Origin of the sequence: Catenulispora sp. GAS73 (assembly GCF_041262085.1) — a bacterium.
Classification (GTDB): Bacteria; Actinomycetota; Actinomycetes; order Streptomycetales; family Catenulisporaceae; genus Catenulispora.
The window spans coordinates 65,244-90,348 of sequence record NZ_JBGCCM010000045.1; the positions used below are offsets into that span (position 1 = coordinate 65,244).

Genomic DNA, 25,105 nt, shown 5'->3' on the forward strand with positions numbered 1-25,105 from the left:
CCGGCTCCTTCGCGCTCACAGGGAATACCTCGCCTCGGCCAGGGCGTACAGGCGCCGCCACCACAGCCGGTTCAGTCCGACCACGTACACGCTCATCACGACCACGCCGATCAGCACCTCGGGGAAGTCGCCGGAAGCGGAGGCCTTGGCGATGTAGGCACCCAGGCCCGCGGCTTCCAGGTGGTGTTTGCCGTAGACGACGATCTCGGCGACGATCGAGGCGTTCCAGGCCCCGCCGGCGGCGGTGATGCCGCCGGTCACATACGCCGGGAAGATCGCCGGCAGGATGAAGCGCTTCCAGCGCAGCCATCCCCTGACGTCCATCAGCCGCATCGCCTCGCGCAGGTCGGAGGGGATGGCGCTGGCCCCGGCGATGACGTTGAACAGGATGTACCACTGCGCGCCCAGGGCCATCAGCAGGATGCCGCCGAAGTTCAGGCTGACACCGGTGGCGATGAAGAACGCGGTCGCGAACGGGAACAGCAGGTTCGCCGGGAAGCTGGCGGCCACCTGCACCACCGGCTGCGCGATGCGCGAGACCCGGGGGTTCATGCCGATCCAGACGCCGATCGGCACCCAGATCGCCGTGGAGAAGATCAGCAGCACCACGACGCGGGAGAACGTCAGGCCGCCGAGGAGGAAGGCGTGGCCGAACTGGCCCAGCGCGCCGCGCGCGTGCAGGTAGGTCGCGGCGCGCCAGGCGCCGAAGGCCACCGCGGCGGTGACGACGCCGGCGAAGAACACGTCCCCGGTCCGCTGCCGCACCGCCGGCTTGGACAGCGGGTGCTCGGCCAGGCCGAAGGGCCGCGTGAGCCGGTCCAGGAACCGGCCGACCGGCCGCACCGGCCGGGCCACCGCGGCCGGCACCACCGAGCGGCGCAGCAGGTCCAGCACCACGCTGCGCGGCTTGTCGGTGGCGGCGGAGTCCTCGGCGCGGAAGCGCTCGGACCAGGCCACCATGGGCCGCCAGAACAGGATGTTGACCGCGATCACCATCACGACCATCACCACGATCGCTATCCCGACCTTGCCCAGGCTGCCCTGCTGCATCGCGGCGGCGACGTAGGAGCCGATGCCGGGCAGGGCGTAGGTGTGGTTCAGGACGCTGATGGATTCGGAGGCGGCCAGGAAGAACCAGGCCCCGCCGAAGCTCATCATGCCGTTCCAGACCAGCGGGATCATGCCGCCGGGCACATCCAGGCGCCAGAACCGCTGCCACTTGGTGAGGCGCATGATGCGCGCCGCCTCGTCCAGGTCCCGCGGCTGGGAGATCAGCGACTGGTAGAAGGCGAAGGTCATGTTCCACGCCATCGCGGTGAAGATCGCGAAGATGGACGCGCACTCCAGGCCGAGCGAGGAGCCGGGGAACAGGTTGATGAAGGCGGTGACCGTCACGGTGAGGAAGCCCAGCACCGGCACGGACTGCAGGATGTCCAGGAGCGGGATCAGCACCTTCGAGGCCCGGGGCAGGCGCGCGGCGGCGGTGGAGTAGACGAAGGTGAACAGGACCGAGAGCACCAGCGCGATGAACATGCGCAGCAGCGAGCGCACGGCGTAGTACGGCAGCTCGCTCGGATCGGTCGACACGGCCGAGGGCGCCTGGCTCGGCAGGAACGGCGCGTTCAGCGCCGGCGCCAGGCGCAGCAGGCCGAACAGCAGCACGGCGACGCCGACCAGCACGACGGCGTCCACCCAGCGGAACGCCGGACGCCTCCAGACTCCACTGGACGGGAACTGCCCCCACGACGCCATCGACCACCTCCGCGCAGACCCGATCTACCGCCGTCGGAGGCGGGGACGGGTTCATGATTCCACGCCGGGTTGGCCCCGCCGGAGCGGTTCGGAACGTGGGCGCGGCGGGAGGATGAACAGAAGGCGATTCCGCGCGGAATGCAAACAGCCTCCTCACGGATCTCCTAGTCGGCAGCCTCCCGAGCCACCTCCGCGACCGCGCCGACCGCGGCATCCAGCTGCGCCTCGGTCACGAAGTAGTGCGGCGAGGCGCGCACCACCTCCGTCAGACCGCGCCGGGCCATGTCGTAGTACGTCGACGAGCGCCACGAGACGCTCACCGCGACGTCCCGTCGCGCCAGCGCCGCCTGCACCTCGGTGGCTTCGAGGCCGGCGATGCCGAAGGTGACCAGGCCGCTCTTGCGGGCGCCGAGGTCGTGCACGGTCACGCCGGGGATCGCGGCCAGTGCCGTGCGCAGGTGCTCGCTGCGCTGCATAACCTCCTGCTCCACTGCTGCGGGGCCGAGGTCAAGGAGGTAGCGGGCAGCCGCGATCAGGCCGAGGCGGGCAGCGGTGTCGTTCTCCCAGAGTTCGTACACGCGCGCGTCGTCGCGCAGCGTGTAGGTGTCGGGGCCGGTCCAGGTGCCGCCCTGCAGGTCGGCGAGCTTGGGGCGCAGGACGGCCTTGGCACGGTCGCGGACCACGAGGAAGCCGGTGCCGCGCGGGGCGCGCAGCCACTTGCGGCCGGTGCCGGTGAGGATGTCGGCGTCCAGGGCTTCGGCGTCGACCGCCAGTTGGCCGACGGCCTGGCAGGCGTCGAGCAGGACCAGGGCGCCGGCGGCGTGGGCGGCGTCGCTGATCCGGCGGACGTCGGCGACCGCGCCGCCGTTGGTCGGGACCTGGACCACCGACACCAGCTTGACACGCTCGTCGAGCAGGTCGGCCAGCGCCTCGGCGGAGAACGTGCCGTCGGCGTCGCTGGGCACCAGCTCGACCGAGGCCCCGACGGCCTGGGCGCGCATCAGCAGCGGGATGGCGTTGCCGCCGTATTCGAGCTCGCCGACCAGGATCCGGTCGCCGGCGGCCAGCGGCACCGCGTCGAACGCCGCCAGCCAGGAGCGCGTCGCGCTGTCGGTGAAGGCGACCTGGTCGGGGCGGCAGCCCAGGAGCTCGGCGAAGACCGCGTAGCCGGCTTCGAGGTCGGCCGCCCGCTCGTCCAGCGCCTCGTAGCCGCCGATCTCGGCCTCCCGCCGCAGGTGGCCGATCACCTCCTGCAGGACCGGCGCCGGCGGCAGCGAGCTGCCGGCGCTGTTCAGGAAGACCTGCTTCGCCGCCCCCGGGGTGTCCGCCAGGACCCTGGTCATATCGATCATGGCTCTGAGATTATCGGACCGACGGCCGGCGCTCCCGGCTGGACCGCAACCGGCTCGGCGATCTCGCGGGAGCTGGGGCGGCTGCCTTCCGGCAGCTGCGGGAGTCTTGAGGCGTTCGGCGCGACAGGGCTCTGACCGGCCCGGGCGTGTCGTCTCACCCGTTCGGGTGCCGGAATCGTCGAACCTTAAGATCCTCTGAAAGAGCTTTCTGACCTGCTGGTTGTCCGGGCCCGGGGGCGCGGGTCCACGAGTTCGATCATCAGACTTCACGCATCATCTGCCCGGTCAGCGGCTATTGCCTGTTTCGTGACACGGGGATCCAGCAGCGGCGCAGCAGGCGTCGCGGCCCGTGGACGAAAGGGCTGACAGATGCGCTCGATCAAAACCACCGTGACCGCCGCCGCCGTGCTGACCGCGGGCCTCGTCCTGACCGCTCCGGCGGCCCACGCCGCGACCGCCGCTCCGCAGGATGCCAAGGGCACCTGCTGGAGCGCGATCTCGGCCGCGGAGAAGGCGAAGCACGACTTCAACGCCGCGGCCGCCGACCTGAAGGAGCAGGTCGCGGCCGGCGGGCACCCCGGCACCGCCGAGGAGCAGAACCTGACCGACCTGATGGGCGAGGCCAAGGAGGCGATCGCGACGGCCGAGAAGGTGTGCAAGGGCGACCGGGACCGCGACCGGGACCGCGACCACCGCCGCCACCCGCACGGTGCGATGCGCACCGGTGTCGGCAGCACGAGCCAGGGCGTGAACGGCGGCGAGCTGGCCGGCGGTGTGGGCGTGCTGGGCGCGGCCGGTGCGGGCGCGCTGGTGTTGCGGCGGCGGCGCGTGGGCGGCGAGAGCTGACGCTGCGGGTGGCGGTATCGGTGTCGGCATATCGATAAATCGGCGTCATGTGGTCGAGCGCGCCTCGAATGTTGGTTCGGGGCGCGCTAAGGCCGTGATGGTTCACCAGCTACACGACTTCTGCGAGAGATGTGCGATGAAGCACGGAGATGCGAGGCGGGTTTCTGATGACGGCGAAGGCACCGCCACGGCGAAGGCTCGGCATGGGATCTCGGCGCGCGGCGTGCTGACCGCGTCAGTCGTCTCGCTCGGGCTGTGTGCCGGCGTCGTAATGGTGGCCGACAGCCTGCACACCCCGACTCCGCCTCCCCAGCCGACGGCCGCGCAAGGGTTTTCGAGGGCCGCCGGCCCGGCACCGGCGTTCGACGCGAGCAAGATCCAGCCGATGGACACGCCGCCGATTCTCGGAGCGGCGACACCGACGCGCGTGCGCATCCCGGCGATCAATGTCAGCGCGCCGCTGATGTCCCTCGCCCTGGACTCCACCGGGCGCCTGGCCGCCCCGCCGGAGCAGGACCGGAACCTCGCGGGCTGGTACGGCGACGGGGCGTCGCCCGGCGAGATCGGGACGGCGGTGATCGCAGGGCACGTCGACAACGATCAGGGCCCTGCGGTGTTCTACGGCCTGGGCGCGCTGAAGCCCGGCGCGGAGGTGGACGTCGACCGGGCCGACGGGGTGACGGCGGTGTTCACGATCGACGCGGTGCAGGCGTACGACGCTCGGGCGTTCCCGAACGACAAGGTCTACGGCGACGCGGCGCGCGCCGAGCTGCGGGTCATCACGTGCGGGGCGGGGTTCGACAAGCGGCGCCATGAGTACTTGGGGAACGTGGTCGTGTTCGCGCATTTGACGGCGGCGCGGGGACAGGCGGCCGGGAGTTAGCGGCGTGGTCGGCCGGTCGGTCCGGTCGGTTGGTCGGTCGGCGAGTCGTCAGCCAGGCGCACCGGCGATCAGACCCAGTAGGTGTCGTGCTTCAGCATGAACTCGGCGCGCTGGTCGTCGGCGATGCCTTCGAGCAGTCCCTCGAAGTAGCCCTCGCGCGGGGCGCCGGGGGCGAACAGCAGCAGCATCGACGCCTGCTGGCCGGACTCGTTCTTGAAGGCGTGCAGGCCGCCGGCCGGGACGTAGAGGAAGTCACCCTGGCGTGCGTCGATCCACTTCTCGCCGTCGAAGAGCTTCACCGTGCCGTGCAGGATGAAGAAGGACTCGGAGATCGCCTTGTGGAAGTGGGTGTCCGGGCCGCCCTGGCGGGCCGAGAAGTCCCAGCGGTAGAGGCCGAACTCGCCGCCGGTCGAGGCGGTCGTGGCCAGGTAGTGGCACTGGCCGCCGGAGTTGTAGGTGATCTCGGCGGGGGCCGCGACGGGGCGGAAGGTGGCGCTGACCTCGCCGGTGTCGCCGTGGTAGCGGTCTGCGGGGTATGACGGCTCTGCGGGGTGTGACGGGTCTGCCGGGTACGACATCGTCTTGGCTCCTCTAGCGCAGGCTACAAGGATCCCGGGGATGATGGGATCGCCGATATGGCGATTTTAGTGAGCCGAATCAGGCGTTCGCGGGCGATCGTGGCCGGCGTCGGCAGTCAGTCGGCCAGGCTCGGGTGCGCCGGCCGGTCGGCCAGGAGCAGGCCGGTCTCGGCGAGGACACGCTCGACGGTGTCGTGCTCCGTGCTGTCGGCCCCGATGAGGCGGTCCACGCCGCCGGGGAGCACGTCGTCCTCGACGTACCAGCCGCGCATGTCGTCCACGGTCCAGTCGGCGTGGTTCGGCTTGGTGAAGTGGCGCTCGACGGTGACGTCGAAGGGGACGTCGAAGTAGTAGGAGTGCGCGGCGCCGGCGTGGTCGGCCAGGAGCGCGGCGAGCATGGCGCCGTAGCGCTCGGCGCGGCGGCAGGCCGGTCGGCAGACACGACGCGGAGTGGTGGCACGTGCGAGCAGCGGCCGGCGCGGCGGGCCAGGCACGTCGGGCCAGGCACGGCGACAGGCGCGGGCTCTCGCGGCGGGCGGCAAGCGCATGGTCCGCAACCGGCCGGCATCACCCCGCCTCAGCGCATCGGCCGGTTCCGCGGCGCACGTGGAGCGCGGCGGGGCGCGGCGCCGGGAGTGAGCTCCAGTAGTCGGCAGACGCGGTAGCGGTGCGGGCGCCATTGCTCGTAGAAGGCTTCGACCTCGTCGTCGGCGAGGGGGTGGCCTAGGAGTGCCATGCCGGTCATGCGGGCCAGGTGGTAGTCGCCGAGCGGGAGGGCGTCGGCGTCGCCGAGGGCGCGGTGGCCGACCTGCGCGGCGGTCCAGATGCCGATGCCGGGGACCGCGGCCATCAGGCGGTACGCCTCCTCGGGATCGGCTGCTGACTGGTCGAGGCGGGCCGCCACGCGCGCCGTGAGGATGACAGTGCGCGAACGTTGGTGGTCGATGCCCGCCTGACGCCAGTCCCAGCTGGGGATCTGCTCCCATACCGCGGGTGTCGGGGGGACGCGCATGCCGGCCGGTGCTGGGCCCGGGGCGGGGGCGGAGGTGCCGTGGATCTTCACCAGGCGGGTCCAGCCGGCTGTGGCGTCCTTGCCGACGACGCGCTGTTCGATGATCGCCGGGACCGCGGCCTCGAACAGCCGCCCCGTGGCCGGGACGCGCAGGCCCGGCAGGCGGCGGCGCGCGGCGCGCAGCAGGGGCTGCTCCGGCTGGAAGTGCTCGGGGTGGTCGCGGGCGCCGAGTTCGTCGCGGATGCCGTCGGCGAGTTCGGCGGCGCCGGGGCCCCAGGCCTCGATGACCAGGTCGTCCAGGCGGTGCTGGCGGATGCGGTAGGTGACGGCGCCGGTGCCGGTCAGCGCGGTACGCCACAACGTCCCGTCCGGCTCGACGCGGTGGGTCGGGTCGCGAAAGCCGTGGCGCAGGCTCGACAGGGTGAGCCGGGCGTTCACGGGGAACGCCGGCTGCCAGTGCACGGTGTGGTCCGCTGGCTGTTCCATGGCTGGCTTCAGTATGTGTCAAGAGAGTGATCGTCACTACTGATGTGACGCGCCCGACTGCCGGCCTCTCCCCACTGATCGAACATTCGTTCTATAGTGGCTCGCATGAGATGGTCCGGGCAGCTGATCAGCGGAAACACCGACGCGGCGGAGGACGCGGAGCACACGGGGAATGACTCCCCCGGCTCCGGCGCCGGGCAACCCGTGCAAGCCGGGCTGTTCGCGGCGTCCGACACCGTCGTCCGCACGTTCGACACGCCGGGCTTCCGGGGCGCCACGTTCTACGAGGTACGCGCGAAGTCGGTCCTGAACAAAGTCCCGGGCGAGTCGCCGATGTTCGGCTGGACCATCAACCCCTACCGCGGGTGCGGGCACCGCTGCGTCTACTGCTTCGCCCGCAAGACGCACACCTACCTGGACTTCGACGCCGGCCTCGACTTCGACACGCGCATCGTCGTGAAGGTGAACGCCCCGGAAGTACTGCGGCGGGAGCTGGCGCGGCCGTCCTGGCAGCGGGAGCACGTGGCGATGGGCACCAACGTCGACTGCTACCAGCGCGCCGAGGGCCGGTACCGGCTGATGCCGGGCATCATCGAGGCGCTGGCCCGCTCCGGGACGCCGTTCTCCATCCTGACCAAGGGCACGCTGATGTTGCGCGACCTGCCGTTGCTGGAGGCCGCCGCGCAGGACGTGTCGGTCGGGCTGGCGATGTCCGTCGGGTCGATCGACGAGAGCGTCTGGCGCACGGTCGAGCCCGGGACGCCGAGTCCCGCACGCCGCCTGGACGCCGTGCGCACACTGGCCGACGCGGGCCTGGGCTGCTCAGTGCTGATGGCGCCGATCCTGCCGTTCCTCACCGACTCCCCCGAGCAGCTGCGCGCGACCGTCGCGGCGATCGCCGAGGCCGGGGCGCGCTCGGTGACCCCGATCGTGCTGCACTTACGCAGCGGGGCGCGCGAGTGGTACTACAAGTGGCTGCAGGCGACCTATCCGAGCCTGGTCCCCCGCTACCGCGCGTTGTACCGCAACGGTTCGTACGCCCCGTCCTGGTATCAGGACCGGATCACGTCCGCGGTGCGCGAGTTCGCGAAGGCGTACGGGCTGAACCGCCCGAAACCGGCCGAAGAAGAGCAACCTCCGAACTTCCGGAAGGCAGGGACTAAGCCCACAGTGCGGGCCGTCGAGAACCAACCCGCACTGTGGGACGACGATGAGCTCGATCCGAGCTGACCATCGGCGGCGGTGGGGCTCAGTGGGGCTCAGTACTTCAGCGGATCAGCGCCCCCGACGCGAACTGGGCTTGGCGGCCGCGCGCTTCCCGGGCTTGGCGGCCGTACGCTTCGGCGGCGGGGCCGCCGCCTTGTTCGCAGCCTTCTTCTCCTCGGCGGCCTTCTTGTCCTTGACCCGCACCGCCTCCCGCCGGACCTCGGCCTGGATCGCCCGCTCGGTCCGCAGCCACTCGGGCTGGTCGGCCCGCATGGCCTCGATCTGCGCGCTGGTCAGGGGCTCGGTGACACCGCCGCGCGCCAGCCCCGAGATCGAGATCCCGAGCTTCGCGGCGACCACGGGACGCGGGTGCGGTCCGTCACGGCGCAGGTCGCGAAGCCACTCCGGCGGGTCGGCCTGCAGCGCGTCGAGCTCGTCGCGGGAGACGACCCCCTCCTGGAACTCTTCGGGGGTGGCCTCAAGGTATACGCCCAGCTTCTTCGCCGCTGTCGCGGGCTTCATCGTCTGGGGGGACTTCTGCGACGTCATGGGTCCAACCCTAATCGAGCCGGACGCGGCCGGTGATCGCGCCGGAGGATACCGATCACGGCAGGTACCCTGACCGAGTGACAGGCACCGTTCCGACCCCGACCTTCCGGCTCGCCTACGTTCCCGGCGTGACGCCCGCGAAGTGGGTGCGCACGTGGGGTGAACGGCTGCCCGAGGTCCCGTTGGAGCTGGTGGCAGTGACGGCGGCCGAAGCCCAGGCGACGCTGGTCGAAGCACGTGCCGACGCCGGTCTGGTGCGGCTGCCGGTGGACCGGGACCGGCTCAGCGCCATCCCGCTCTACGCCGAGACTACCGTGGCCGTGGTGCCCAAGGACCACGAGCTGACGGCGGCCGAGGAGCTGACTCCCGAGGACCTCGCCGACTACATCGTGCTGCATCCGATGGACGACTGCCTGGAGTGGGAGACTTTGCCGGGCCGGCCCGCGATCTCCCGGCCGGAGACCACCGCCGACGCGATCGAGCTGGTAGCGGCCGGGATCGGGGTGCTGCTGGTGCCGCAGTCGCTGGCGCGGCTGCACCACCGCAAGGACCTCACCTACCGGACGATGACCGGCGTGCCGGAATCGCAGGTCGCGCTGTCCTGGCCGGAGGGCGAGACGAGCGACCTGGTCGAGGAGTTCATCGGGATCGTGCGGGGCCGGACGGTGAACAGCTCGCGGGGACGCGGCGCGCAGGACGCGGCGGCAGCGGTGAAGACCGGGAAGACGGCGAAGACTGCGAAGACGGCCCAGCCGGCCAAGTCGGCGAACTCCGCGAAGTCGGCGACGCGTAACAAGAGCGCGAAGGCTGCGAGGACCGCGAATACGGCCAGGTCCGCGAAGGCCGGCAAGCCCCGGCGCCACAAGTAGCGCCGGCAGCGCCAGGACGGACGGCTCAGTTCCACATCTGGAAGCCGTCGCTCCCGTCGCACGTCCACTGCCAAATCGGCGCCCCGTTGGCATGGCTGGTTCGGTCGGCGTCCACGCAGGTGCCGTCGTGGCTGTTCTGCATCAGCGCCTGGGCCGAACCATCGGTGTTCAACCGGCCGCTGCCGACGAACGAGAACTGCTGACCGTCGTCGGCGGCGTTGCAGCTCCACTGGACGATCGGCTGCGCGTTGCCGACCTTCGTGCCGTCCCAGTCCAGGCAGGTGCCGGTGCCGACGTTGCGCAGGATCGGCAGCGCGCCGACGCTCGACGAGACGACGGTCCACTGTTGGTAGGCATCGGCAGCGTCGCAGGCCCACTGCCGGACCGCAGCCCCATTCGCGTGGTTGCCGCGGTCGGCGTCCAGGCAGGTGCCACCGCCGGAGTTGCCGAGTCGGAAGCTGAAGCCCCCGGCGATCGCCGCTCGGGCGTCCCCGACGAAGGACCGCCAGGAACCGTTGTTGTACGCACTCCACGGACTCCAGTCGGCACCGTGGTCGGAGGCCTTCCAGGCGGCATCGGCGTTGCACTGGATCTGGAAGGCGCAGGCGTTGGAGACCTCGGGGTGGTAGACGCTGTTCAACTGCCACAGACCGCGGTCCTCCGAGCCGCCGGAGTTGACGTTCACCGCGCCGGGGTCGCAGCTGGATTCGGCCATGGCCACCGCGATCGCGACGACGATCTGCGGTTCCTGGCCGAGCGAGGTGGCGACGGTGCGGTTGAAGGAGTAGCCGGCCTTGGCCGCCACCTTCGCGCACAGCAGCGTCGAGGCCGGGACCTTGGCGTAGGTCAGGCCGAGGGTGTGCGGCGAGCGGTGCGAGCCGCCGTCGGCGGGGCGGGAGAGCGCCCGGGCCGGAGCCGCGGCGAAGGCGGAGGTCGGGGCCGAGGTCAGGGCCGTGGCCAGCACCGTCGTCAGAGCCAGGGCAAGAGCCGGCGCCAGGGCGCCGGATCGGGGGACGCGCACGCTCCACCTGTCCTCTCGAAGGCGCCGGCCGGTCCGGTGAGCCGTTGAGTATGTGCTCTGATATCAAGTCTATGGTTCATGACCTGCGAAACCGCTGAAGCCCGGCGTGGCGCGACGGGGAGGCGAACGCCTGGCGTACAGGTGGCGGATCGAGGTGCACAGTGCCGCCCGGCGTGGTCTGCTGGAGTCGAGGCGGTGATCGCGATGGTGTACGTCGTCTACTTGCAGGGCGGGCCCGAGCCACTCGGGGTGCGCACGGACAACCGCGTCGTGACCACGACCGAGGCGGTTCCGGAGATGAGGGTGCCGTGCGAGGGCGGCGTGGGGCTGTGGCGCTACGCCGACGAGCACATCACCATCGGCACGGGGCAGGCCGCGGTGTTCGAGTTCGTCGAGCTGGTCGAGCAGGAGCCGCCGCCGGAGTGACGTCGTGGAGACGGCGGGCATGACAGCGGCCCGGGTCCGGCGGGAAGTCTCCCCGCCGGACCCGGGCCGTCAGCCGGTGAGCCGGTCAGCTGGTCAGCCGGTCAGCTGGTCCGGGCTCAGCCCATGTGGACGGCGCCGCCGGTCGGCAGGTCGTCCTTGCGCGCCTTGACCAGGGTGGCGACCACCAGGGTGGCCACGCCGAGGATGGCGGCGCTCCAGATGAACGCGGTCACGTAGCCGTGGACCGCGGCGTGCGCGGCGAGCGCCGCCGGGTTCGCGGTCGGCGAGGCGTGCGAGGTGAAGTAGTTCGTCGTCGCGGTGGTCGCGAACGTCACCAGCATCGCCGTGCCCAGCGCGCCGCCGATCTGCTGCGTGGTGTTCACCAGCGCCGAGGCCACACCGGCGTCGTGGTCGGCGACGCCGATCAGCGAGGTCGAGGACAGCGGCACGAAGAACAGGCCGATACCGAAGGCCATGACCAGCTCGGCGGGGACGACGTGGGTGGCGTAGGAGGTGTTCACGCCGATGAAGGTGAACAGCACCATGCCGACGGTGGCCAGACCGAAGCCGACGCTCATCAGCAGTCGCGGGCCGATCTGCGGCAGGAACCGGGTGGCCACGCCGGCGCCGGCGACCACACCGAAGGTGAACGGCAGGAACGCGAAGCCGGACTTCAGCGCCGAGTACCCGAGGATCTGCTGCATGTAGTAGGTCAGGAAGATGAAGACCCCGAACATGCCCACACCCATCAGCAGGGAGCTGAGGAACGAGCCGCCGCGGTTGCGGTCCAGGATGACGCGCATCGGCAGCAGCGGGTGCGAGGTGCGCAGCTCCCACAGCACGAAGCCGATCAGCAGCGCCACGCCGACGCCCAGCAGGCTCAGCGTCGTGGTCGAGCCCCAGCCGTCGGTGTTGGCCTTGTTGAAGCCGTAGACCAGGGCGGCCAGGCCGATGGCCGAGCTCAGCGCGCCGGGGATGTCGTACTTGGTGTTGCCGTGGGCCTTGCTCTCGGTCAGCACGCGGGTGGCCATGAACGCGGCGATGGCCGCGATCGGCACGTTCACCAGCAGCGTCCAGCGCCACGAGGCGTACTGGGTGAGCACGCCGCCCATGATCAGGCCGATGGCGGTGCCGCCGCCGGCGATGGCGCCGTAGACGCCGAACGCGCGGGCGCGCTCCTTCTCCTCAGTGAAGGTGACGGTCAGCAGCGACAGGGCCGCCGGGGCCATCAGCGCGCCGAACACGCCCTGCGCCGCGCGGGCGCTGAAGAGCATGGCCGCGTTGGTGGCCGCCCCGCCGACCGCGGAGGCCGCGGCGAACCCGAGCAGGCCGATGACGAAGGCCCGCTTGCGGCCGGTGTAGTCGGCGACGCGTCCGCCGAGCAACAACATCGAGCCGAACGCCAGCGCGTAGGCGGTGATGACCCACTGCTTGTTGACGTCGGATATGTGCAGGGAGCGCTGCATGGTCGGCAGCGCGATGTTCACGATGGTGGCGTCCAGCACGATCATCAGCTGGGCGATGGCGATCACGACCAGGGCCGCCCAGCGGCGCGGGTTGAGCGCCGGGCTCTCGGCCTCGGTACCGGCGCCCGCGCCGGTTGGCGACAGGCTTTCTGTGGTGGTTGACATGCGCTTCTTCTCGCTTTCGACGGGCGGCCGTTTCCGGCAGCACTCGATCGACGCGCGGCCCCCTCGAGTCGCGCGAGTCTTTGGATGAGTCAGGCTGGTCCGGCTCGCCTAGCGGCTTCGGGCCATCAGTGGAATGAGGATGTCGTCGGTCAGGTGGGTCAGGTACGCGTCGTCGACGGGCTGCCCGTTGACGAAGATCCGCATGAACAAGACCGCCGGGGCGACTTCAGGGAAGACAGTGGGGTCGGTGTCGGCCGGCAACTCACCGCGGGTGATCGCCCGGTCCAGCATCCGCTGGGTGACCTGCTGCTTGTCCTCGACCATCGAGGAGCGCACAGCGGCGGCCAGTTCCGGATCTTTCTGCAGGGCCGCCATCAGCCCGGCCATGAGTTGACCGAGGTCCCCGGCCATGAGGTCGCGGATCCCGGTCAGCGCGGCCAGGATATCGCCGCGCAGCGAGCCGGTGTCAGAGCTCTTGGCCAGATCGGCCTGCTCGTAGCACTGGATGGCGTCCACGACCAGCTCGGCTTTGCCGGGCCAGTGCCGGTAGAGGGTCGCCTTGCTGGCTTTGGCCCGGGACGCGACGGCGTCCAGCCGCAGCGCCTCGTAGCCACACTCGGCCAGCAGGTCGAGCGTCGCGCCGAGGATGGCCTGCTCACGCTCGGGATCGAGCTTGGGCCCGGCTTCCATGGCCGCTCCTTTCGGCTGGGTGCACTAAGTCTTGGTGTACGAAACCGTTTCGTACAGTAGCAGTATTCCCCCGCGAAACGAAACCGTTTCGTACACCAGAGGGCCGATCGGGTGGTGACGTTCGCCACAGGGGTGAACGGCCTGGTCGTTGAGGGTTGTTGAGGGTCGGTCAGCCGACTTCCGCCGCGACCTCGGCGAGCTCGGCGGCCCACGCCAGCACGTCCGGCAGCGCCGCAGCGTCCACCGGCGCCCACAGCGAGCAGGAGCTGACTCCGGCCTCGGACAGCCGGCCGAGTTCGTCCACGATGCTCTCGCGGCTCGGGCGCTCGCCGCCGAGGAGGGGCCCGGGGGACCTGCCGGACAGCTCGAAGCCGGGTGGGAGCAGCATCGCGACCGTCGTCAGGGCGAGGGTGGACGGGTCGCGGTCGGTGCTCTCGGCGAGCTCGGCGATGCGGGCGCCGGTGGCGGTGATGGTTTCGGGGTCGCCGGAGCCGTGCCAGGCCGTCGCGAATCGCAGAGCCCTGCGGAGGGCGGCATCGCTGGTGCCGCCGATCCAGACCGGCGGGCCGTCGGGGGTGCGGGGCGGCATGCCGAGGACGTGTTCTGATTCGCCGCGCCACAGGGCTCGCATCGCGGCCAGGCTCGCGTCGGTGCGCTTGCCGCGCTCCGCGAACGGGGCGCCGGCGGCTGCGAACTCGGTGGGGTCCCAGCCGGTGCCGACGCCCATGATGAAGCGGCCCTCGCTGAGTGCGTCCAGGGTCGCGGCCTGGTGGGCGGCGACGAGCGGGTCGTAGAGCGGCGCGATCAGGATGCTGCTGGCGACGCGGATGCGGGAGGTGGCGCCGGCGACGGCGGACAGCAGGATAAGCGGGTCCGGGGACAGGCCCAGGTCGCCGGCGAGCAGGTGGTGGCCGGCGATGACGTGGTCGAAGCCGAGGTTCTCGATGAGGCGGGCGGTGTCCAGGACGTCGGCGAGGTCGGCGGGGGTGGTGGGCCACAGGCGGTGGGGAGCGAATCCGAGGTGCATACCGGAAAGCCTAGGAAGCGCGCCGTGTCTGTGGCTGGACACCGACACTCGCGCCCCTACCGGCCAGTCGACGTTGACGCACCCCGCGGCCGGCCCTAGTTTGCGTGCTGCCTTCTCGCCGAACCGCCCCCCACCGTTTCAGCGCACTGATTCAGGAGGCCCACATGTCCCACTCCCCCACCACCCGCCGCCTCGCCGCGGCCGCAGTCGCCGCGCTCGGCGCGGCGCTCCTGCCGGCCCTCACCGCCACCGCCGCGACCGCGCAGGACCCGGTCGTCATCACGCCGAACACGTTCTTCGTCGGGCTGGTCAACGGCAAGACCGCGGACGCGGTCGTGACCGTGGTGTGCCCCGGCCCGATCACCTCGACCTCGGTCGGGCATCCGGTCGCGGGCCAGACGGCCGAGGTCCGCAGCATCCTGCCGCCGGTGACCCCGACGGGTTACACCGGCAGCCAGGGCCGTGAGATCCTCGCCGGCTTCGCCTCGCCGACGGCCGCCAACCAGAGCATCGTGTTCAGCGCGTACTACGCGCCGGCCGCGATCCCCACGACGTGGCTGGTGCCGTGCGGCGGCTCCGGGGTGATGACGTTCGTGCCGGAGCCGACGAGCCCGACCGCGCGGAGTTACACGGTGACCGTCACGTTCCTGAACATCGCAGTGTGAGCGACGGCGGCGGCGCCCGCCCGGAAGTCCCGGGAGGGCGCCGCCGCCACCAGCCGCCGGATCTACTTGCCGCGCAGCCCGATCGTGTTGCCGTCCTTGTCCAGCAGCACGCACACCCGCGCCTCCGGAGCCACCTGCTGCGGCGCGTCCCGCTCGGTGGCGCCGGCCGAGAGCAGCGTCTCCCGCGTGCCGTCCAGGTCGTCCACGTCGACGTAGGCCACGGGCCCGCCCTGGACGTTCCCCGGCGCCAGCGCCACCTCGAAGCCGTCGACGTTGTAGCCGACGTAGTAGGGCGTGTCGGTGTGCGGGGCGCCGAACAGCGCGGTGTAGAGCGCCTTCGCGGCTTCGAGGTCGGAGACGGGGATCACCTGGCTACGGATCGCTGTGGTCATGAAAGGAAGCTACATCCGCCGCAGGGCGTGCGGCAGCAAAGCCATCCGTCCAGGTGAAGCAGCACTTGTCACCCCACTCCCCTACCATCGAACCCATGACCGCCCCCGCGACCCCCGACCAGCGCCTCGCCGACCTCGCCCGGCTGCGCCGGGTCCGCGACCGCATCGACCGCGAGTACGCGCAGCCGCTGAACGTCGAGGCGCTGGCGCGCGGGGCGCACATGTCGGCGGGGCATCTGAGCCGCGAGTTCAAGGCGGCGTACGGCGAGTCTCCGTACGCCTACCTCATGACGCGCCGCATCGAGCGGGCCATGGCGATGCTGCGGCGGGGCGACATGACGGTCACCGAGGTGTGCTTCGCGGTCGGGTGCTCGTCGTTGGGGACGTTCAGCACCCGGTTCGCGGAGCTGGTCGGGATGCCGCCGAGCGAGTACAAGAGGGTGGCGGCCTTCGCCACCGCCGGGCTGCCCTCGTGCGTGGCCACGCGGGTGACGCGACCGGTCAGGATTCGAGAAGCCCGGCTGGGGGCGCTCACCTAGGGTGAAGGTCATGGACCTCACCATCAACGCCAGCTTCCTCCCGCAGACCGATCCGGACGCCTCGCTGGCCTTCTACCGGGACGTGCTCGGCTTCGAGGTACGCAAGGACGTCGGCTTCAACGGGCTGCGGTGGATCACCGTCGGACCGGTCGGGCAGCCGGGGACCTCGATCGTGCTCTACCCGCCGACCGGAGACCCGGGGGTCACCGAGGCGGAGCGGCAGACCGTGGCCGAGATGATGGCCAAGGGCACGTACGCTGTGGTTCTGCTGGCCACGCCCGATGTGGACGCGACGTTCGACCGGATCCAGGCGCACGACGCGGAGGTCGTGCAGGAGCCGACGGACCAGCCGTACGGGGCGCGGGACTGCGCGTTCCGGGACCCGGCCGGGAACCTGATCCGGATCCAGCAGCAGAAGTAGCAGAAGTAGCAGCAGCAGCGCCGACCGCCCGAAACGAGGAGACGCACATGCACGCCGCCGACAGCCACGACCTCATCCGCGTCCACGGCGCGCGCGTGAACAACCTCAAGGACGTCAGCATCGAGCTGCCCAAGCGCCGGCTGACCGTCTTCACCGGCGTCTCCGGCTCCGGGAAGAGCTCGCTGGTCTTCGGCACCATCGCCGCGGAGTCCCAGCGCCTGATCAACGAGACGTACAGCGCGTTCGTCCAGGGCTTCATGCCCACGCAGTCGCGGCCGGAGGTGGACATCCTCGACGGGCTGACCACCGCGATCATCGTCGACCAACAGCGCATGGGCGGCGACCCGCGCTCCACCGTCGGCACCGCGACCGACGCCAACGCGATGCTGCGCATCCTGTTCAGCCGCCTGGGCAAGCCGCACATCGGCTCGCCGAAGGCGTTCTCCTTCAACACCGCCTCGATCAGCGGCGCCGGCGCGGTCACGATGGAGAAGGGCGGCCAGACCGTCAAGGAGCGCCGCAGCTTCAGCATCGTCGGCGGCATGTGCCCGCGCTGCGAGGGCCGCGGCGCGGTCAGCGACATCGACCTGGCGGAGCTCTACGACGAGAGCAGGTCGATCAACGACGGCGCGATCACCGTGCCCGGCTACTCCGGGGGCGGCTGGAACTCGCGGCTGTACGCCGAGTCGGGGTTCTTCGACCCGGACAAGCCGGTGAAGAAGTTCACCAAGAAGGAGCTGCACGACTTCCTGCACCGGGAGCCGACGCGGATGAAGATCGCGGGCATCAACATGACCTACGAGGGTCTGATCCCGCGCATCCAGAAGTCGATGCTGTCCAAGGAGCGGGAGTCGCTGCAGCCGCACATCCGGGCGTTCGTGGACCGGGCGGTCACGTTCACGACGTGCCCGGACTGCGACGGGACGCGGCTGTCGGCCGGCGCGCGGTCCTCGAAGATCGAGGGCATCAGCATCGCCGACGCCTGCGAGATGCAGATCAGCGATCTGGCCGAGTGGGTGCGCAAGCTGTCCGAGCCGTCAGTGGCGCCGCTGCTGGAAGCCTTGTCGCAGACCCTTGACTCGTTCGTCGAGATCGGGCTGGGCTACCTGTCCCTGTCGCGCTCCTCCGGCACGCTGTCCGGCGGGGAGGCGCAGCGGGTGAAGATGATCCGGCACCTCGGCTCCTCACTGACCGACGTCACCTATGTCTTCGACGAGCCCACCGTCGGCCTGCACCCGCACGACATCCAGCGGATGAACGAGCTTCTGCTGCGGCTGCGCGACAAGGGCAACACGGTGCTCGTCGTGGAGCACAAGCCGGAGATGATCGCGATCGCGGACCACGTGGTCGACCTCGGGCCGGGCGCCGGATCCGGCGGCGGCACGGTGTGCTTCGAGGGCACGATCGACGGTCTGCGGGGCAGCGGCACGGTCACCGGACGCCACCTGGACGACCGGGCCGCGTTGAAGAAGGAGACGCGCGAAGCCAAGGGCACGCTGGAGATCCGCGGGGCCTCGGCCAACAACCTGCGGGACGTGGACGTCGACATCCCGCTCGGCGTGCTGGTGGTCGTCACCGGCGTGGCCGGCTCCGGCAAGAGCTCGCTGATCCACAGCTCAATGCCTAAGCGGGACGGCGTGGTGTCGATCGACCAGAGCCCGATCCGCGGTTCGCGGCGCAGCAACCCGGCCACGTACACCGGACTCCTGGAGCCGATCCGCAAGGCGTTCGCGAAGGCCAACGACGTGAAGCCGGCGCTGTTCAGCGCCAACTCCGAGGGTGCGTGCCCGACGTGCAACGGCGCCGGGGTGGTCTACACCGACCTGGCGATGATGGCCGGGGTCGCGACGGTCTGCGAGGAGTGCGAGGGCAAGCGGTACCAGGCCGAGGTGCTGAAGTATCAGTTCGGCGGCCGGGACATCGCCGAGGTGCTGGCGATGTCGGTGGACGAGGCGGAGGCGTTCTTCGCCGACGGCGCCGCGAAGCTGCCGGCCGCACACAAGGTCCTGGCGCGGCTGTCCGACGTCGGGCTGGGCTACCTGAGCCTGGGCCAGCCGCTGACCACGCTGTCCGGCGGCGAGCGCCAGCGGCTGAAGCTGGCCACGGCGATGGCCGACGACGGCGGCGTGTACGTGCTCGACGAGCCCACCTCCGGGCTGCACCTGGCCGACGTGGAGCAGCTGCTGGGGCTGCTGGACCGGCTGGTGGAGGCCGGGAAGTCGGTGATCGTCATCGAGCACCACCAGGCGGTGATGGCGCACGCGGACTGGATCGTGGATCTGGGTCCGGGCGCCGGGCACGACGGCGGGCGGATCGTGTTCGAGGGGACGCCGGCACAGCTGGTGAAGAAGAAGTCCACGCTGACCGGGCAGCATCTGGCGCAGTACGTGGGGGCGTGACACGCCTCAGCACACAAAAACGCGCCACCCGAGATCATGTTCCCGAAGGAACGGTCGGCGACGGATTCCGCTCCTGGGCTTTCGCCTGGTTAGCACGAGCCGAAGCTCTCAGGCCTGATCAGACGACCGAGATCGTCCGATACTGCCCTACCTTAGGGACGTTATAGTTACGAAGTATCCGTTTCCTACGCACCGGGAGGCGCTGGAACGGAGTATGCCAGATCATGCCGGTGCAGGTGGAGCGTATTACCGTGGAGTGGTGACGGACCAACTGCCGGTGATCGACCTGTCGCTGGCCGGCGGGTCCGCCGAGGAGCGGGGCAAGCTGCACGAAGCGCTGCGCACAGCGGCCACCGACGTCGGCTTCTTCCAGCTCGTCGGGCACGGCGTCACCGAGACCGAGACCACCGCGCTGGGCGACGCGATGCGCTCCTTCTTCGCGCTGCCGAGGGCCGACCGGCTGGCGGTCAGCAACCTCAACTCGCCGCATTTCCGCGGCTACACGAGCACCGGCGACGAGCAGACCGCCGGCGCCCGGGACTGGCGTGACCAGATGGACATCGGGCTGGAGCTGCCGCCGCACGTGCCGGGGGCCGGGGAACCGGCGTACTGGTGGCTGCAGGGCCCCAACCAGTGGCCGGAGAAGCTGCCCCAGCTGCGGACGGCGACGCTGGCATGGATCGACAAGCTCAGCGCGGTCTCGCAGCGGCTGCTGCACGAGCTGCTGGCCTCGATCGGCGCGCGGCCGGACTTCTACGACGACGCCTTCGCCGGGCATCCGCATCTGCGGCTGAAGCTGGTGCGCTATCCCGGTACCGCGCCGGACGGCGCCGCTCAGGGCGTCGGCACGCACAAGGACTACGGCTTCATCACGCTGCTGCTCCAGGACTCGGTCGGCGGGCTCCAGGTGGCGCGGCCGGACGGGTCGTTCCTGGACGTGCCGCCGATGCCGGGGGCGTTCGTGGTGAACCTCGGGGAGCTGCTGGAGGTGGCCACCGACGGGTATCTGAAGGCGACGAGCCACCGCGTGGTGAGCCCGGCCGGGGCGCGGGAGCGGTTCTCGGTCCCGTTCTTCTACAACCCGCGGCTGGACGCGCACATCGAGCCGCTGGAGTTCCCGCACGCGCACCACACGCCCGGGGCCGACGACGACCCGTCGAACCCGCTGTACGCGGAGTTCGGGCGCAACGAGCTGAAGGGGTACCTGCGGGCGCATCCAGAGGTGACGAAGAAGTTCCACGCGGATCTGGCGACCGCGTAGCCGCTGTTGAGCGGGGCGGGGAATGCCCCTTCAGCAGGGGGCGTTGACCGTCAGCGGATGGATGCAAGATCGCACCGACGCTGACCGCACGGAGCGCCGCGCGCCACGACGTGCCCGCGTGCTCCGGGAGACGAGGGTTCCATGAAGTATTCGCTGCTCGACGTCGCCGCGGTCGCGCCCGGCGAGCATCCGGGCGAGGCGCTTCACGGCGCGGTGCCGCTGGCGCTGGCCGCCGAGCGCGGGGGCTACGAACGCGTCTGGTACGCCGAGCACCACAACATGCCGGCCATCGCCTCCGCGGCCACCAGCGTGCTGATCGCACACGTCGCGGCGAACACCGAGCACATCCGGCTGGGCGCCGGCGGCGTCATGCTGCCGAACCACTCGCCGCTGGTCATCGCCGAGCAGTTCGGAACCCTCGCGGCCCTGCACCCGGACCGGATCGACCTGGGGCTGGGGCGCGCGCCGGGCTCGGACCAGGCCACGATGCGGGCGCTGCGGCGCAGCCCGGAGTCGGCGGACAGCTTCCCGCAGGACGTGCTGGAGCTGCAGGGCTTCCTGTCCGGGGACACGCGGATCCCGGGGGTGCGCGCGACGCCGGGCGACGGATCGAACGTGCCGCTGTACATCCTGGGCTCCTCGCTGTTCGGGGCGCAGCTGGCCGCCGCGCTGGGGCTGCCGTACGCGTTCGCGTCGCACTTCGCGCCGGACGCGCTGGCCACGGCCACCGAGATCTACCGCGCGGAGTACCGGCCGAGCCCGGGGAACCCGGAGCCGTACCTGATCGTGGCGGCGAACCTGATCGCGGCCGACACCGAGGAGGAGGCCGAGGCCCAGTACCAGGCCGCGCTGCGGTGGCGGGCCAGGCGGTTCCTGCTGCGCGCGGACGCGGAGCTCAGCGACGCTGAGCTGGACCAGCTGCTGGCGTCGCCGGCCGGGGAGCACGTGCGGGGCATGATGCGGGTCACCGCCGCCGGGACGCCGGAGCAGGCCGCGGAGTACCTGGAGCGGCTGGCGAAGCAGACCGTCGCGGACGAGGTGATCCTGGCGCCGGCCTCGCCGCAGCGGGCGCAGCGGATCCGAGCGGTGGAGCTGATGCCGGCGCCGAGTCGGCAGGCTGTGAAGGCTTCCTAGGGCTGGCGACGCACCGAAACAGCCCAGTCGGCTGGCATCTCGGGGCGGCATTGGCCAAGGTGGAGTCCATGGCTGAAGCTGGGATGCGGAGCGGACGGCGCAAGAGGACCGGCGGCGTGGCGGCGGTGACGCTGGTGGCGGCGGTGGGGCTGCTGAGCGCGGCGTGCTCCAGCGGCGGGTCGAAGTCGGCGGCGAACGGGAGTTCGAGTTCGTCGTCGACGCCTTCTTCGACGTCCTCTTCGAGCTCGACGCCGAGCACCTCGTCTTCGTCGTCTTCGTCGAGCTCGTCCTCGTCCTCGTCGTCGAGCTCGTCGTCCTCGGCGCCCCCGACGACCCCGTCCAGCTCCTCGGCCGTGCCGGGCAACCTGACGCTCCAGCAGGAGGCCGGGCAGCGGATCATCTACTCCTACCAGGGTCTGACGCCGCCGCAGCACCTGCTGACGCTGATCCGGCAGGGCGACGTCGGCGGCGTCATCTTCTTCGGCGGCAACATCTCCAGCGAGTCGCAGATCACCGGCGTGATCAGCGAGCTGCGCCAGGCGCAGGCGGCGAGCCCGGTGCACCTGCCGCTGCTGATGATGACGGACCAGGAGGGCGGCATCGTCAAGCGGCTGCCCGGGCAGCCGTACATCTCGGCCAAGCAGATCGGCGAGAGCTCGAACCCGGTCGGTGCCGCGACCACCGCGGGCACCGAGGCGGGGCAGAACATGTCGGGCGTCGGGATGAACCTGAACCTGGCGCCGGTCCTGGACGTCTACCGGACCCCCGGCAACTTCCTGGACGCCGCCCAGCGCTCCTTCAGTCAGAACCCGAACACGGTCTCGCAGCTGGGCTCGGCGTTCCTGACCGCGCAGCAGAACACCGGCGTCGCCGCCACCGCCAAGCACTTCCCGGGCCTTGGCTCGGCACCGAACGGCGCGAACACCGACGAGCGCCCGGTGACGCTGACGGTGTCGCTGGACAACCTGCGCAACATCGACGAGCTGCCCTACGCGGCGGCGGTGCAGAACGGCGTGAAGCTGGTGATGCTGTCCTGGGCCGTGTACACGAACCTGGACCCGAACCACCCGGCCGGCATGTCCTCGACGATCGTGCAGCAGGAGCTGCGCGGCCGCGTCGGGTTCAAGGGCGTGACGATCACCGACGCCCTCGAAGCTGGCGCGCTCCAGGCCTACGGCAGCGCCGGCAACCGGGCGCTGTCGGCGGCCGAGGCGGGCATGGACCTGCTGCTGTGCTCCTCGGGCGACCCGGCGCAGGGCGACGCGGCGGCCGCGGCGATCGTGAACGGGCTGAACAGCGGGGCGCTGAGCCGGGCCGGGTTCGACGCGGCGGTGGGGCGGGTCGACGCGCTGCGGGGTGGGTTGAAGTAGGGCCCGGCCGACCGGGCTCAGCCAGCCTGTCAGTGGCCCGTGCGAAGCTAGAACTGTGATGGTCACCTTCGACGCCGAGCTGTGGCTCTGGGAGGCGCGGGCGGACAGCTGGACGTTCGTCACCGTGCCGGCGGATGTCAGTGAGGACATTCGCGAGCTGGCCGCCGCACCTCGGCGGGGTTTCGGATCCGTGCGGGTGCAGGCGGCCATCGGTGGCAGCGTGTGGCGGACGTCGATCTTCCCCGACGGCGCCCACGGCTGCTACGTCATGCCGGTCAAGGCGAAGGTGCGGAAGGCCGAGGGGCTCGACGTCGGTGGCACCGCCTCGGTGAGCATCGAGCTCGTGGACTTCTGAGGCCACTCCCCCTGATCGCGCCACCTCACTCCGCCGGGATCGAGCGCGGCAGGCCGAACCAGGGCAGCGCACCCTTCTCGAAGCGTGTCATGGCACTGATGCCGTCGGCACGGGCTTCGATCACGAACAGGCCCACACCGTGCAGGACGTCCTCGGCGCCACGCACGTACGCGCCGAACGCGGGCTGGCCGTTGGCGCGGGTCGGCACGAGGCGGTGGCGGCGGCCTGAGCTGAAGATGCTCGCGATGAAGGCCACAGTGGCCTCGCGTCCCTGGTACTCGAACGGCATCGGCGGCATCGAGGTGAAGACGTCGTCGGTGAGCAGAGCGATGAGGGCTTCGATGTCGGCGGCTTCGTAGGCGGTGGCGAACCTCGCGGCCAAGGAACTTTCCTCGGTCGAGCCCGGAGCAAGCGCGGGGCGGCGACGCTCCAGGCTCGCGCGGGCCCGCTTCAGCGCGCTGGAGACCGACTCAGCGGTCGTGTCCAGCATCTCCGCGACCTCGGCGGCGTGATAGCCGAGCACGTCGCGCAGCAGGAGCACCGCCACCTGGCGCGGCGGCAGCACTTGGAGCGCCGTGACGAAGGCCAGGGAAATGGCCTCGTTCTGCTCGTAGCGCGCCTCGGGCCCCGGCGGCGAGGCGTCGAGCACGCCTTCGAGCAGCGCATCGGGGAACGGCTCCAGCCAGAACACCTCGCCGAGCCGCGTCGGCGCCGGCGGCTCCACACCCGGCACGTCCCACTCCTTGGCGCGGCGGCGGCTGGTCGAGCGGCGCGCGTTGAGGCACCGGTTGGTGGCGATGCGGTAGAGCCAGGTCCGCACCGAAGAACGCCCCTCGAAGCCGGCCAGCGCCTGCCACGCACTGAGCAGGCTCTCCTGCAGCGCGTCCTCCGCATCCTGGAACGAACCCAGCATCCGGTAGCAGTGCACCAGCAGCTCCCGGCGGTACGGAGCGACCAGTTCGTCGAACGCCGCTCCGTCGCCGGACCTGGCCCGCGCCAGCAACACCGGCAGATCCGCTGTCATCGCACCCATCTCGTCGCCTCCATGCTCACACATCCGGTCTCCATCGTCGGTGCAGACACCTCCCGACAGCCGGATTGGGCGGTCCCGCGGCGCCCAATTCGGCGCCCGCCCCGGTGTCTCCATGGCCGACAGAAACACCACGGCAGCACCACAGAAGCCAAGGAGTACGACCATGGGCAAGATCATCATCAGCACCAACAGCTCATTCGACGGCGTCGTCCAGGACCCGGACGGCACGGACGGCTTCCCCCGCGGCGGCTGGTTCGACCAGGTCGTCGGCGAAGACCGCCCGGAGTGGGCCCAGTTCTTCGTCAAGGAGGCCCTCGACGCCTCGGCATTGCTGATGGGGCGCACAAGCGACGAGTGGTTCGCCTCCCGCTGGCTCAACCGCACCGGCGAGTGGGCGGACAAGCTGAACAGCATGCCGAAGTACATCGTCTCCAGCACCCTGAAGCACACCGCCTGGTCCAACGGCACGGTCATCAGCAGCGACCTGCCCACGGAGGTCGCCAAGCTCAAGCGCGAGATCGACGGTGACATCCTGGTCTACGGCAGCTTCCAACTCGGCCACGCCCTGATCGAGCAGGACCTCGTCGACGAAATCCGCCTGATGCTCCTGCCGGTCCTGGCCGGCGACGGCGTGCGCCTCTTCGGGCCGACCGCCGGCATCAGGCCCCTGCGACTCATCCACACGGCCACCATCGGCACCGGCATCGTGTCACTCGCCTACGAGGTGATACACGAGGACTGACAAACGGAGAAATGCCAAAGGCGCCCGAGATCAAGTCGGCTGCGGAAACCGGCCAAAGCCGGTCCAATGCTCTGCCAGATTGAGCTACCGCCCCCCACAAGGGAGGCGAGCCGGATTCGAACCGGCAACCCTCGGATCCAGAAGTAACCGCCACCTGCGCACCGGGCGCCGAGACCAACAGTAACCCGACACGCGGCGCGGCGGCGAACGATTTCGCCGCCGCACCGCCGCCGCACCCGACCGGCCGGCCACGTCGTTCGGCAGGCAGTCCCCCGGACCACGCGGGGTGTTGGTTCTGGGTCCCTCGCCGCGTCGGCGGGCTCTGCCAACCTGCCCGGTTTGGCGGTGTCAAGCCGAACGAGGCTGGACCACTGAACCGCTCCGGGATCGGTCCAGACTCTAGGGCTGGGTTGTGAGCTGCTGGTTTTGCTGGTTTTGGTAGAAGGTTGATTCGTATTCTGCTGGT

At 70.6% G+C, this 25,105-nt stretch carries 25 protein-coding genes and 1 pseudogene; 14 read left to right on the forward strand and 12 right to left on the reverse strand.

Going from position 1 to position 25,105, the window contains the following annotated elements:
• Nucleotides 1–15: 15 nt before the first annotated feature.
• Together ABH935_RS43850 and ABH935_RS43855 are read right to left on the reverse strand one after the other, a co-directional pair.
• Nucleotides 16–1,752, reverse strand: coding sequence for an ABC transporter permease (locus tag ABH935_RS43850; RefSeq protein WP_370383926.1), 1,737 nt, complete (start codon nucleotides 1,750–1,752; stop codon nucleotides 16–18).
• A gap of 164 nt (nucleotides 1,753–1,916) precedes the next feature.
• On the reverse strand, nucleotides 1,917–3,104 hold the full coding sequence (locus tag ABH935_RS43855) for an aminotransferase class V-fold PLP-dependent enzyme (protein WP_370383927.1): 1,188 nt from the start codon (nucleotides 3,102–3,104) through the stop codon (nucleotides 1,917–1,919).
• A 369-nt stretch (nucleotides 3,105–3,473) separates the two neighbouring features.
• On the opposite strand from ABH935_RS43855, the gene ABH935_RS43860 reads away from it, so the two are divergent.
• Nucleotides 3,474–3,950 (forward strand): hypothetical protein, encoded by a 477-nt coding sequence (locus ABH935_RS43860; protein WP_370383928.1) that lies wholly within the window; start codon nucleotides 3,474–3,476, stop codon nucleotides 3,948–3,950.
• A gap of 136 nt (nucleotides 3,951–4,086) precedes the next feature.
• Complete coding sequence (locus tag ABH935_RS43865; RefSeq protein ID WP_370383929.1) at nucleotides 4,087–4,833, forward strand: class F sortase; 747 nt, start codon at nucleotides 4,087–4,089, stop codon at nucleotides 4,831–4,833.
• A 68-nt stretch (nucleotides 4,834–4,901) separates the two neighbouring features.
• On the opposite strand, the gene ABH935_RS43870 is transcribed toward ABH935_RS43865, so the two are convergent.
• The 3 genes from ABH935_RS43870 to ABH935_RS43880 form a co-directional block, all read right to left on the reverse strand.
• Nucleotides 4,902–5,411: a cupin domain-containing protein gene (locus ABH935_RS43870; RefSeq protein WP_370383930.1), complete on the reverse strand. Its 510-nt coding sequence runs from the start codon at nucleotides 5,409–5,411 to the stop codon at nucleotides 4,902–4,904.
• 116 nt (nucleotides 5,412–5,527) lie between these two features.
• On the reverse strand, nucleotides 5,528–5,905 hold the full coding sequence (locus ABH935_RS43875) for a hypothetical protein (protein WP_370383931.1): 378 nt from the start codon (nucleotides 5,903–5,905) through the stop codon (nucleotides 5,528–5,530).
• A gap of 83 nt (nucleotides 5,906–5,988) precedes the next feature.
• Nucleotides 5,989–6,909, reverse strand: a complete 921-nt coding sequence (locus ABH935_RS43880; RefSeq protein WP_370383932.1) for a DNA-3-methyladenine glycosylase — start codon at nucleotides 6,907–6,909, stop codon at nucleotides 5,989–5,991.
• Nucleotides 6,910–7,014: 105 nt separating this feature from the next.
• Here ABH935_RS43880 and ABH935_RS43885 point away from each other — a divergent pair, with 105 nt between their 5' ends.
• Entirely contained in the window at nucleotides 7,015–8,139 is a 1,125-nt protein-coding gene (locus ABH935_RS43885; RefSeq protein ID WP_370383933.1) for an Rv2578c family radical SAM protein, read from the forward strand.
• A gap of 153 nt (nucleotides 8,140–8,292) precedes the next feature.
• Here the strand turns inward: ABH935_RS43885 and ABH935_RS43890 are convergent.
• A pseudogene (locus ABH935_RS43890) lies at nucleotides 8,293–8,664 on the reverse strand (DUF5997 family protein); the annotation flags it as partial.
• A 77-nt stretch (nucleotides 8,665–8,741) separates the two neighbouring features.
• Between ABH935_RS43890 and ABH935_RS43895 the strand changes: the two are divergent.
• Nucleotides 8,742–9,533: a LysR substrate-binding domain-containing protein gene (locus ABH935_RS43895; RefSeq protein ID WP_370383934.1), complete on the forward strand. Its 792-nt coding sequence runs from the start codon at nucleotides 8,742–8,744 to the stop codon at nucleotides 9,531–9,533.
• 25 nt (nucleotides 9,534–9,558) lie between these two features.
• On the opposite strand, the gene ABH935_RS43900 is transcribed toward ABH935_RS43895, so the two are convergent.
• The gene (locus ABH935_RS43900) at nucleotides 9,559–10,554 is read right to left on the reverse strand and encodes an RICIN domain-containing protein (protein WP_370383935.1); all 996 of its coding nucleotides are present in this window, start codon (nucleotides 10,552–10,554) and stop codon (nucleotides 9,559–9,561) included.
• A gap of 195 nt (nucleotides 10,555–10,749) precedes the next feature.
• On the opposite strand from ABH935_RS43900, the gene ABH935_RS43905 reads away from it, so the two are divergent.
• Complete coding sequence (locus tag ABH935_RS43905) at nucleotides 10,750–10,980, forward strand: hypothetical protein (RefSeq protein ID WP_370383936.1); 231 nt, start codon at nucleotides 10,750–10,752, stop codon at nucleotides 10,978–10,980.
• A 116-nt stretch (nucleotides 10,981–11,096) separates the two neighbouring features.
• Here ABH935_RS43905 and ABH935_RS43910 read toward each other — a convergent pair whose 3' ends face one another.
• The 3 genes from ABH935_RS43910 to ABH935_RS43920 all read right to left on the reverse strand — a co-directional run bounded on the left by ABH935_RS43910 (nucleotide 11,097) and on the right by ABH935_RS43920 (nucleotide 14,328).
• Nucleotides 11,097–12,611, reverse strand: coding sequence for an MFS transporter (locus ABH935_RS43910; RefSeq protein ID WP_370383937.1), 1,515 nt, complete (start codon nucleotides 12,609–12,611; stop codon nucleotides 11,097–11,099).
• Nucleotides 12,612–12,719: 108 nt separating this feature from the next.
• Nucleotides 12,720–13,301: a TetR/AcrR family transcriptional regulator gene (locus ABH935_RS43915; RefSeq protein WP_370383938.1), complete on the reverse strand. Its 582-nt coding sequence runs from the start codon at nucleotides 13,299–13,301 to the stop codon at nucleotides 12,720–12,722.
• Nucleotides 13,302–13,470: 169 nt separating this feature from the next.
• Nucleotides 13,471–14,328, reverse strand: a complete 858-nt coding sequence (locus ABH935_RS43920) for an LLM class flavin-dependent oxidoreductase (protein WP_370383939.1) — start codon at nucleotides 14,326–14,328, stop codon at nucleotides 13,471–13,473.
• 164 nt (nucleotides 14,329–14,492) lie between these two features.
• Between ABH935_RS43920 and ABH935_RS43925 the strand changes: the two genes are divergently transcribed.
• The gene (locus ABH935_RS43925; RefSeq protein WP_370383940.1) at nucleotides 14,493–14,993 is read left to right on the forward strand and encodes a hypothetical protein; all 501 of its coding nucleotides are present in this window, start codon (nucleotides 14,493–14,495) and stop codon (nucleotides 14,991–14,993) included.
• 62 nt (nucleotides 14,994–15,055) lie between these two features.
• Here the strand turns inward: ABH935_RS43925 and ABH935_RS43930 are convergent, their stop codons facing one another.
• On the reverse strand, nucleotides 15,056–15,385 hold the full coding sequence (locus ABH935_RS43930; protein WP_370355271.1) for a VOC family protein: 330 nt from the start codon (nucleotides 15,383–15,385) through the stop codon (nucleotides 15,056–15,058).
• Nucleotides 15,386–15,480: 95 nt separating this feature from the next.
• On the opposite strand from ABH935_RS43930, the gene ABH935_RS43935 reads away from it, so the two are divergent.
• From ABH935_RS43935 to ABH935_RS43965, 7 genes are all read left to right on the forward strand, one after another.
• On the forward strand, nucleotides 15,481–15,924 hold the full coding sequence (locus ABH935_RS43935; RefSeq protein WP_370383941.1) for a helix-turn-helix transcriptional regulator: 444 nt from the start codon (nucleotides 15,481–15,483) through the stop codon (nucleotides 15,922–15,924).
• 10 nt (nucleotides 15,925–15,934) lie between these two features.
• Nucleotides 15,935–16,345: a VOC family protein gene (locus ABH935_RS43940; protein WP_370383942.1), complete on the forward strand. Its 411-nt coding sequence runs from the start codon at nucleotides 15,935–15,937 to the stop codon at nucleotides 16,343–16,345.
• A gap of 47 nt (nucleotides 16,346–16,392) precedes the next feature.
• On the forward strand, nucleotides 16,393–18,744 hold the full coding sequence (locus tag ABH935_RS43945) for an ATP-binding cassette domain-containing protein (protein ID WP_370383943.1): 2,352 nt from the start codon (nucleotides 16,393–16,395) through the stop codon (nucleotides 18,742–18,744).
• Between the two features lie 259 nt (nucleotides 18,745–19,003).
• Nucleotides 19,004–20,005, forward strand: a complete 1,002-nt coding sequence (locus tag ABH935_RS43950; protein ID WP_370383944.1) for an isopenicillin N synthase family dioxygenase — start codon at nucleotides 19,004–19,006, stop codon at nucleotides 20,003–20,005.
• Nucleotides 20,006–20,146: 141 nt separating this feature from the next.
• Entirely contained in the window at nucleotides 20,147–21,139 is a 993-nt protein-coding gene (locus ABH935_RS43955; RefSeq protein WP_370383945.1) for an LLM class flavin-dependent oxidoreductase, read from the forward strand.
• Between the two features lie 68 nt (nucleotides 21,140–21,207).
• Entirely contained in the window at nucleotides 21,208–22,509 is a 1,302-nt protein-coding gene (locus tag ABH935_RS43960; protein ID WP_370383946.1) for a glycoside hydrolase family 3 N-terminal domain-containing protein, read from the forward strand.
• Between the two features lie 55 nt (nucleotides 22,510–22,564).
• Nucleotides 22,565–22,864: a DUF1905 domain-containing protein gene (locus ABH935_RS43965; protein ID WP_370383947.1), complete on the forward strand. Its 300-nt coding sequence runs from the start codon at nucleotides 22,565–22,567 to the stop codon at nucleotides 22,862–22,864.
• 25 nt (nucleotides 22,865–22,889) lie between these two features.
• Here ABH935_RS43965 and ABH935_RS43970 read toward each other — a convergent pair whose 3' ends face one another.
• A complete protein-coding gene (locus ABH935_RS43970) occupies nucleotides 22,890–23,888 on the reverse strand; it encodes a sigma-70 family RNA polymerase sigma factor (protein ID WP_370383950.1) in 999 nt (332 codons plus the stop codon).
• Nucleotides 23,889–24,060: 172 nt separating this feature from the next.
• Between ABH935_RS43970 and ABH935_RS43975 the strand changes: the two genes are divergently transcribed.
• The gene (locus ABH935_RS43975; RefSeq protein ID WP_370383948.1) at nucleotides 24,061–24,639 is read left to right on the forward strand and encodes a dihydrofolate reductase family protein; all 579 of its coding nucleotides are present in this window, start codon (nucleotides 24,061–24,063) and stop codon (nucleotides 24,637–24,639) included.
• Nucleotides 24,640–25,105: the final 466 nt, after the last annotated feature.

Bases quoted from the DNA above. Each gene is read 5' to 3' on its own strand.
- ABH935_RS43850 (WP_370383926.1), bottom strand. From the start codon at position 1,752: ATGGCGTCGTGGGGGCAGTTCCCGTCCAGTGGAGTCTGGAGGCGTCCG.
- ABH935_RS43855 (WP_370383927.1), bottom strand. From the start codon at position 3,104: ATGATCGATATGACCAGGGTCCTGGCGGACACCCCGGGGGCGGCGAAG.
- ABH935_RS43860 (WP_370383928.1), top strand. From the start codon at position 3,474: ATGCGCTCGATCAAAACCACCGTGACCGCCGCCGCCGTGCTGACCGCG.
- ABH935_RS43865 (WP_370383929.1), top strand. From the start codon at position 4,087: ATGAAGCACGGAGATGCGAGGCGGGTTTCTGATGACGGCGAAGGCACC.
- ABH935_RS43870 (WP_370383930.1), bottom strand. From the start codon at position 5,411: ATGTCGTACCCGGCAGACCCGTCACACCCCGCAGAGCCGTCATACCCC.
- ABH935_RS43880 (WP_370383932.1), bottom strand. From the start codon at position 6,909: ATGGAACAGCCAGCGGACCACACCGTGCACTGGCAGCCGGCGTTCCCC.
- ABH935_RS43885 (WP_370383933.1), top strand. From the start codon at position 7,015: ATGAGATGGTCCGGGCAGCTGATCAGCGGAAACACCGACGCGGCGGAG.
- ABH935_RS43910 (WP_370383937.1), bottom strand. From the start codon at position 12,611: ATGTCAACCACCACAGAAAGCCTGTCGCCAACCGGCGCGGGCGCCGGT.
- ABH935_RS43915 (WP_370383938.1), bottom strand. From the start codon at position 13,301: ATGGAAGCCGGGCCCAAGCTCGATCCCGAGCGTGAGCAGGCCATCCTC.
- ABH935_RS43920 (WP_370383939.1), bottom strand. From the start codon at position 14,328: ATGCACCTCGGATTCGCTCCCCACCGCCTGTGGCCCACCACCCCCGCC.
- ABH935_RS43925 (WP_370383940.1), top strand. From the start codon at position 14,493: ATGTCCCACTCCCCCACCACCCGCCGCCTCGCCGCGGCCGCAGTCGCC.
- ABH935_RS43930 (WP_370355271.1), bottom strand. From the start codon at position 15,385: ATGACCACAGCGATCCGTAGCCAGGTGATCCCCGTCTCCGACCTCGAA.
- ABH935_RS43935 (WP_370383941.1), top strand. From the start codon at position 15,481: ATGACCGCCCCCGCGACCCCCGACCAGCGCCTCGCCGACCTCGCCCGG.
- ABH935_RS43940 (WP_370383942.1), top strand. From the start codon at position 15,935: ATGGACCTCACCATCAACGCCAGCTTCCTCCCGCAGACCGATCCGGAC.
- ABH935_RS43945 (WP_370383943.1), top strand. From the start codon at position 16,393: ATGCACGCCGCCGACAGCCACGACCTCATCCGCGTCCACGGCGCGCGC.
- ABH935_RS43955 (WP_370383945.1), top strand. From the start codon at position 20,147: ATGAAGTATTCGCTGCTCGACGTCGCCGCGGTCGCGCCCGGCGAGCAT.
- ABH935_RS43960 (WP_370383946.1), top strand. From the start codon at position 21,208: ATGGCTGAAGCTGGGATGCGGAGCGGACGGCGCAAGAGGACCGGCGGC.
- ABH935_RS43970 (WP_370383950.1), bottom strand. From the start codon at position 23,888: ATGACAGCGGATCTGCCGGTGTTGCTGGCGCGGGCCAGGTCCGGCGAC.
- ABH935_RS43975 (WP_370383948.1), top strand. From the start codon at position 24,061: ATGGGCAAGATCATCATCAGCACCAACAGCTCATTCGACGGCGTCGTC.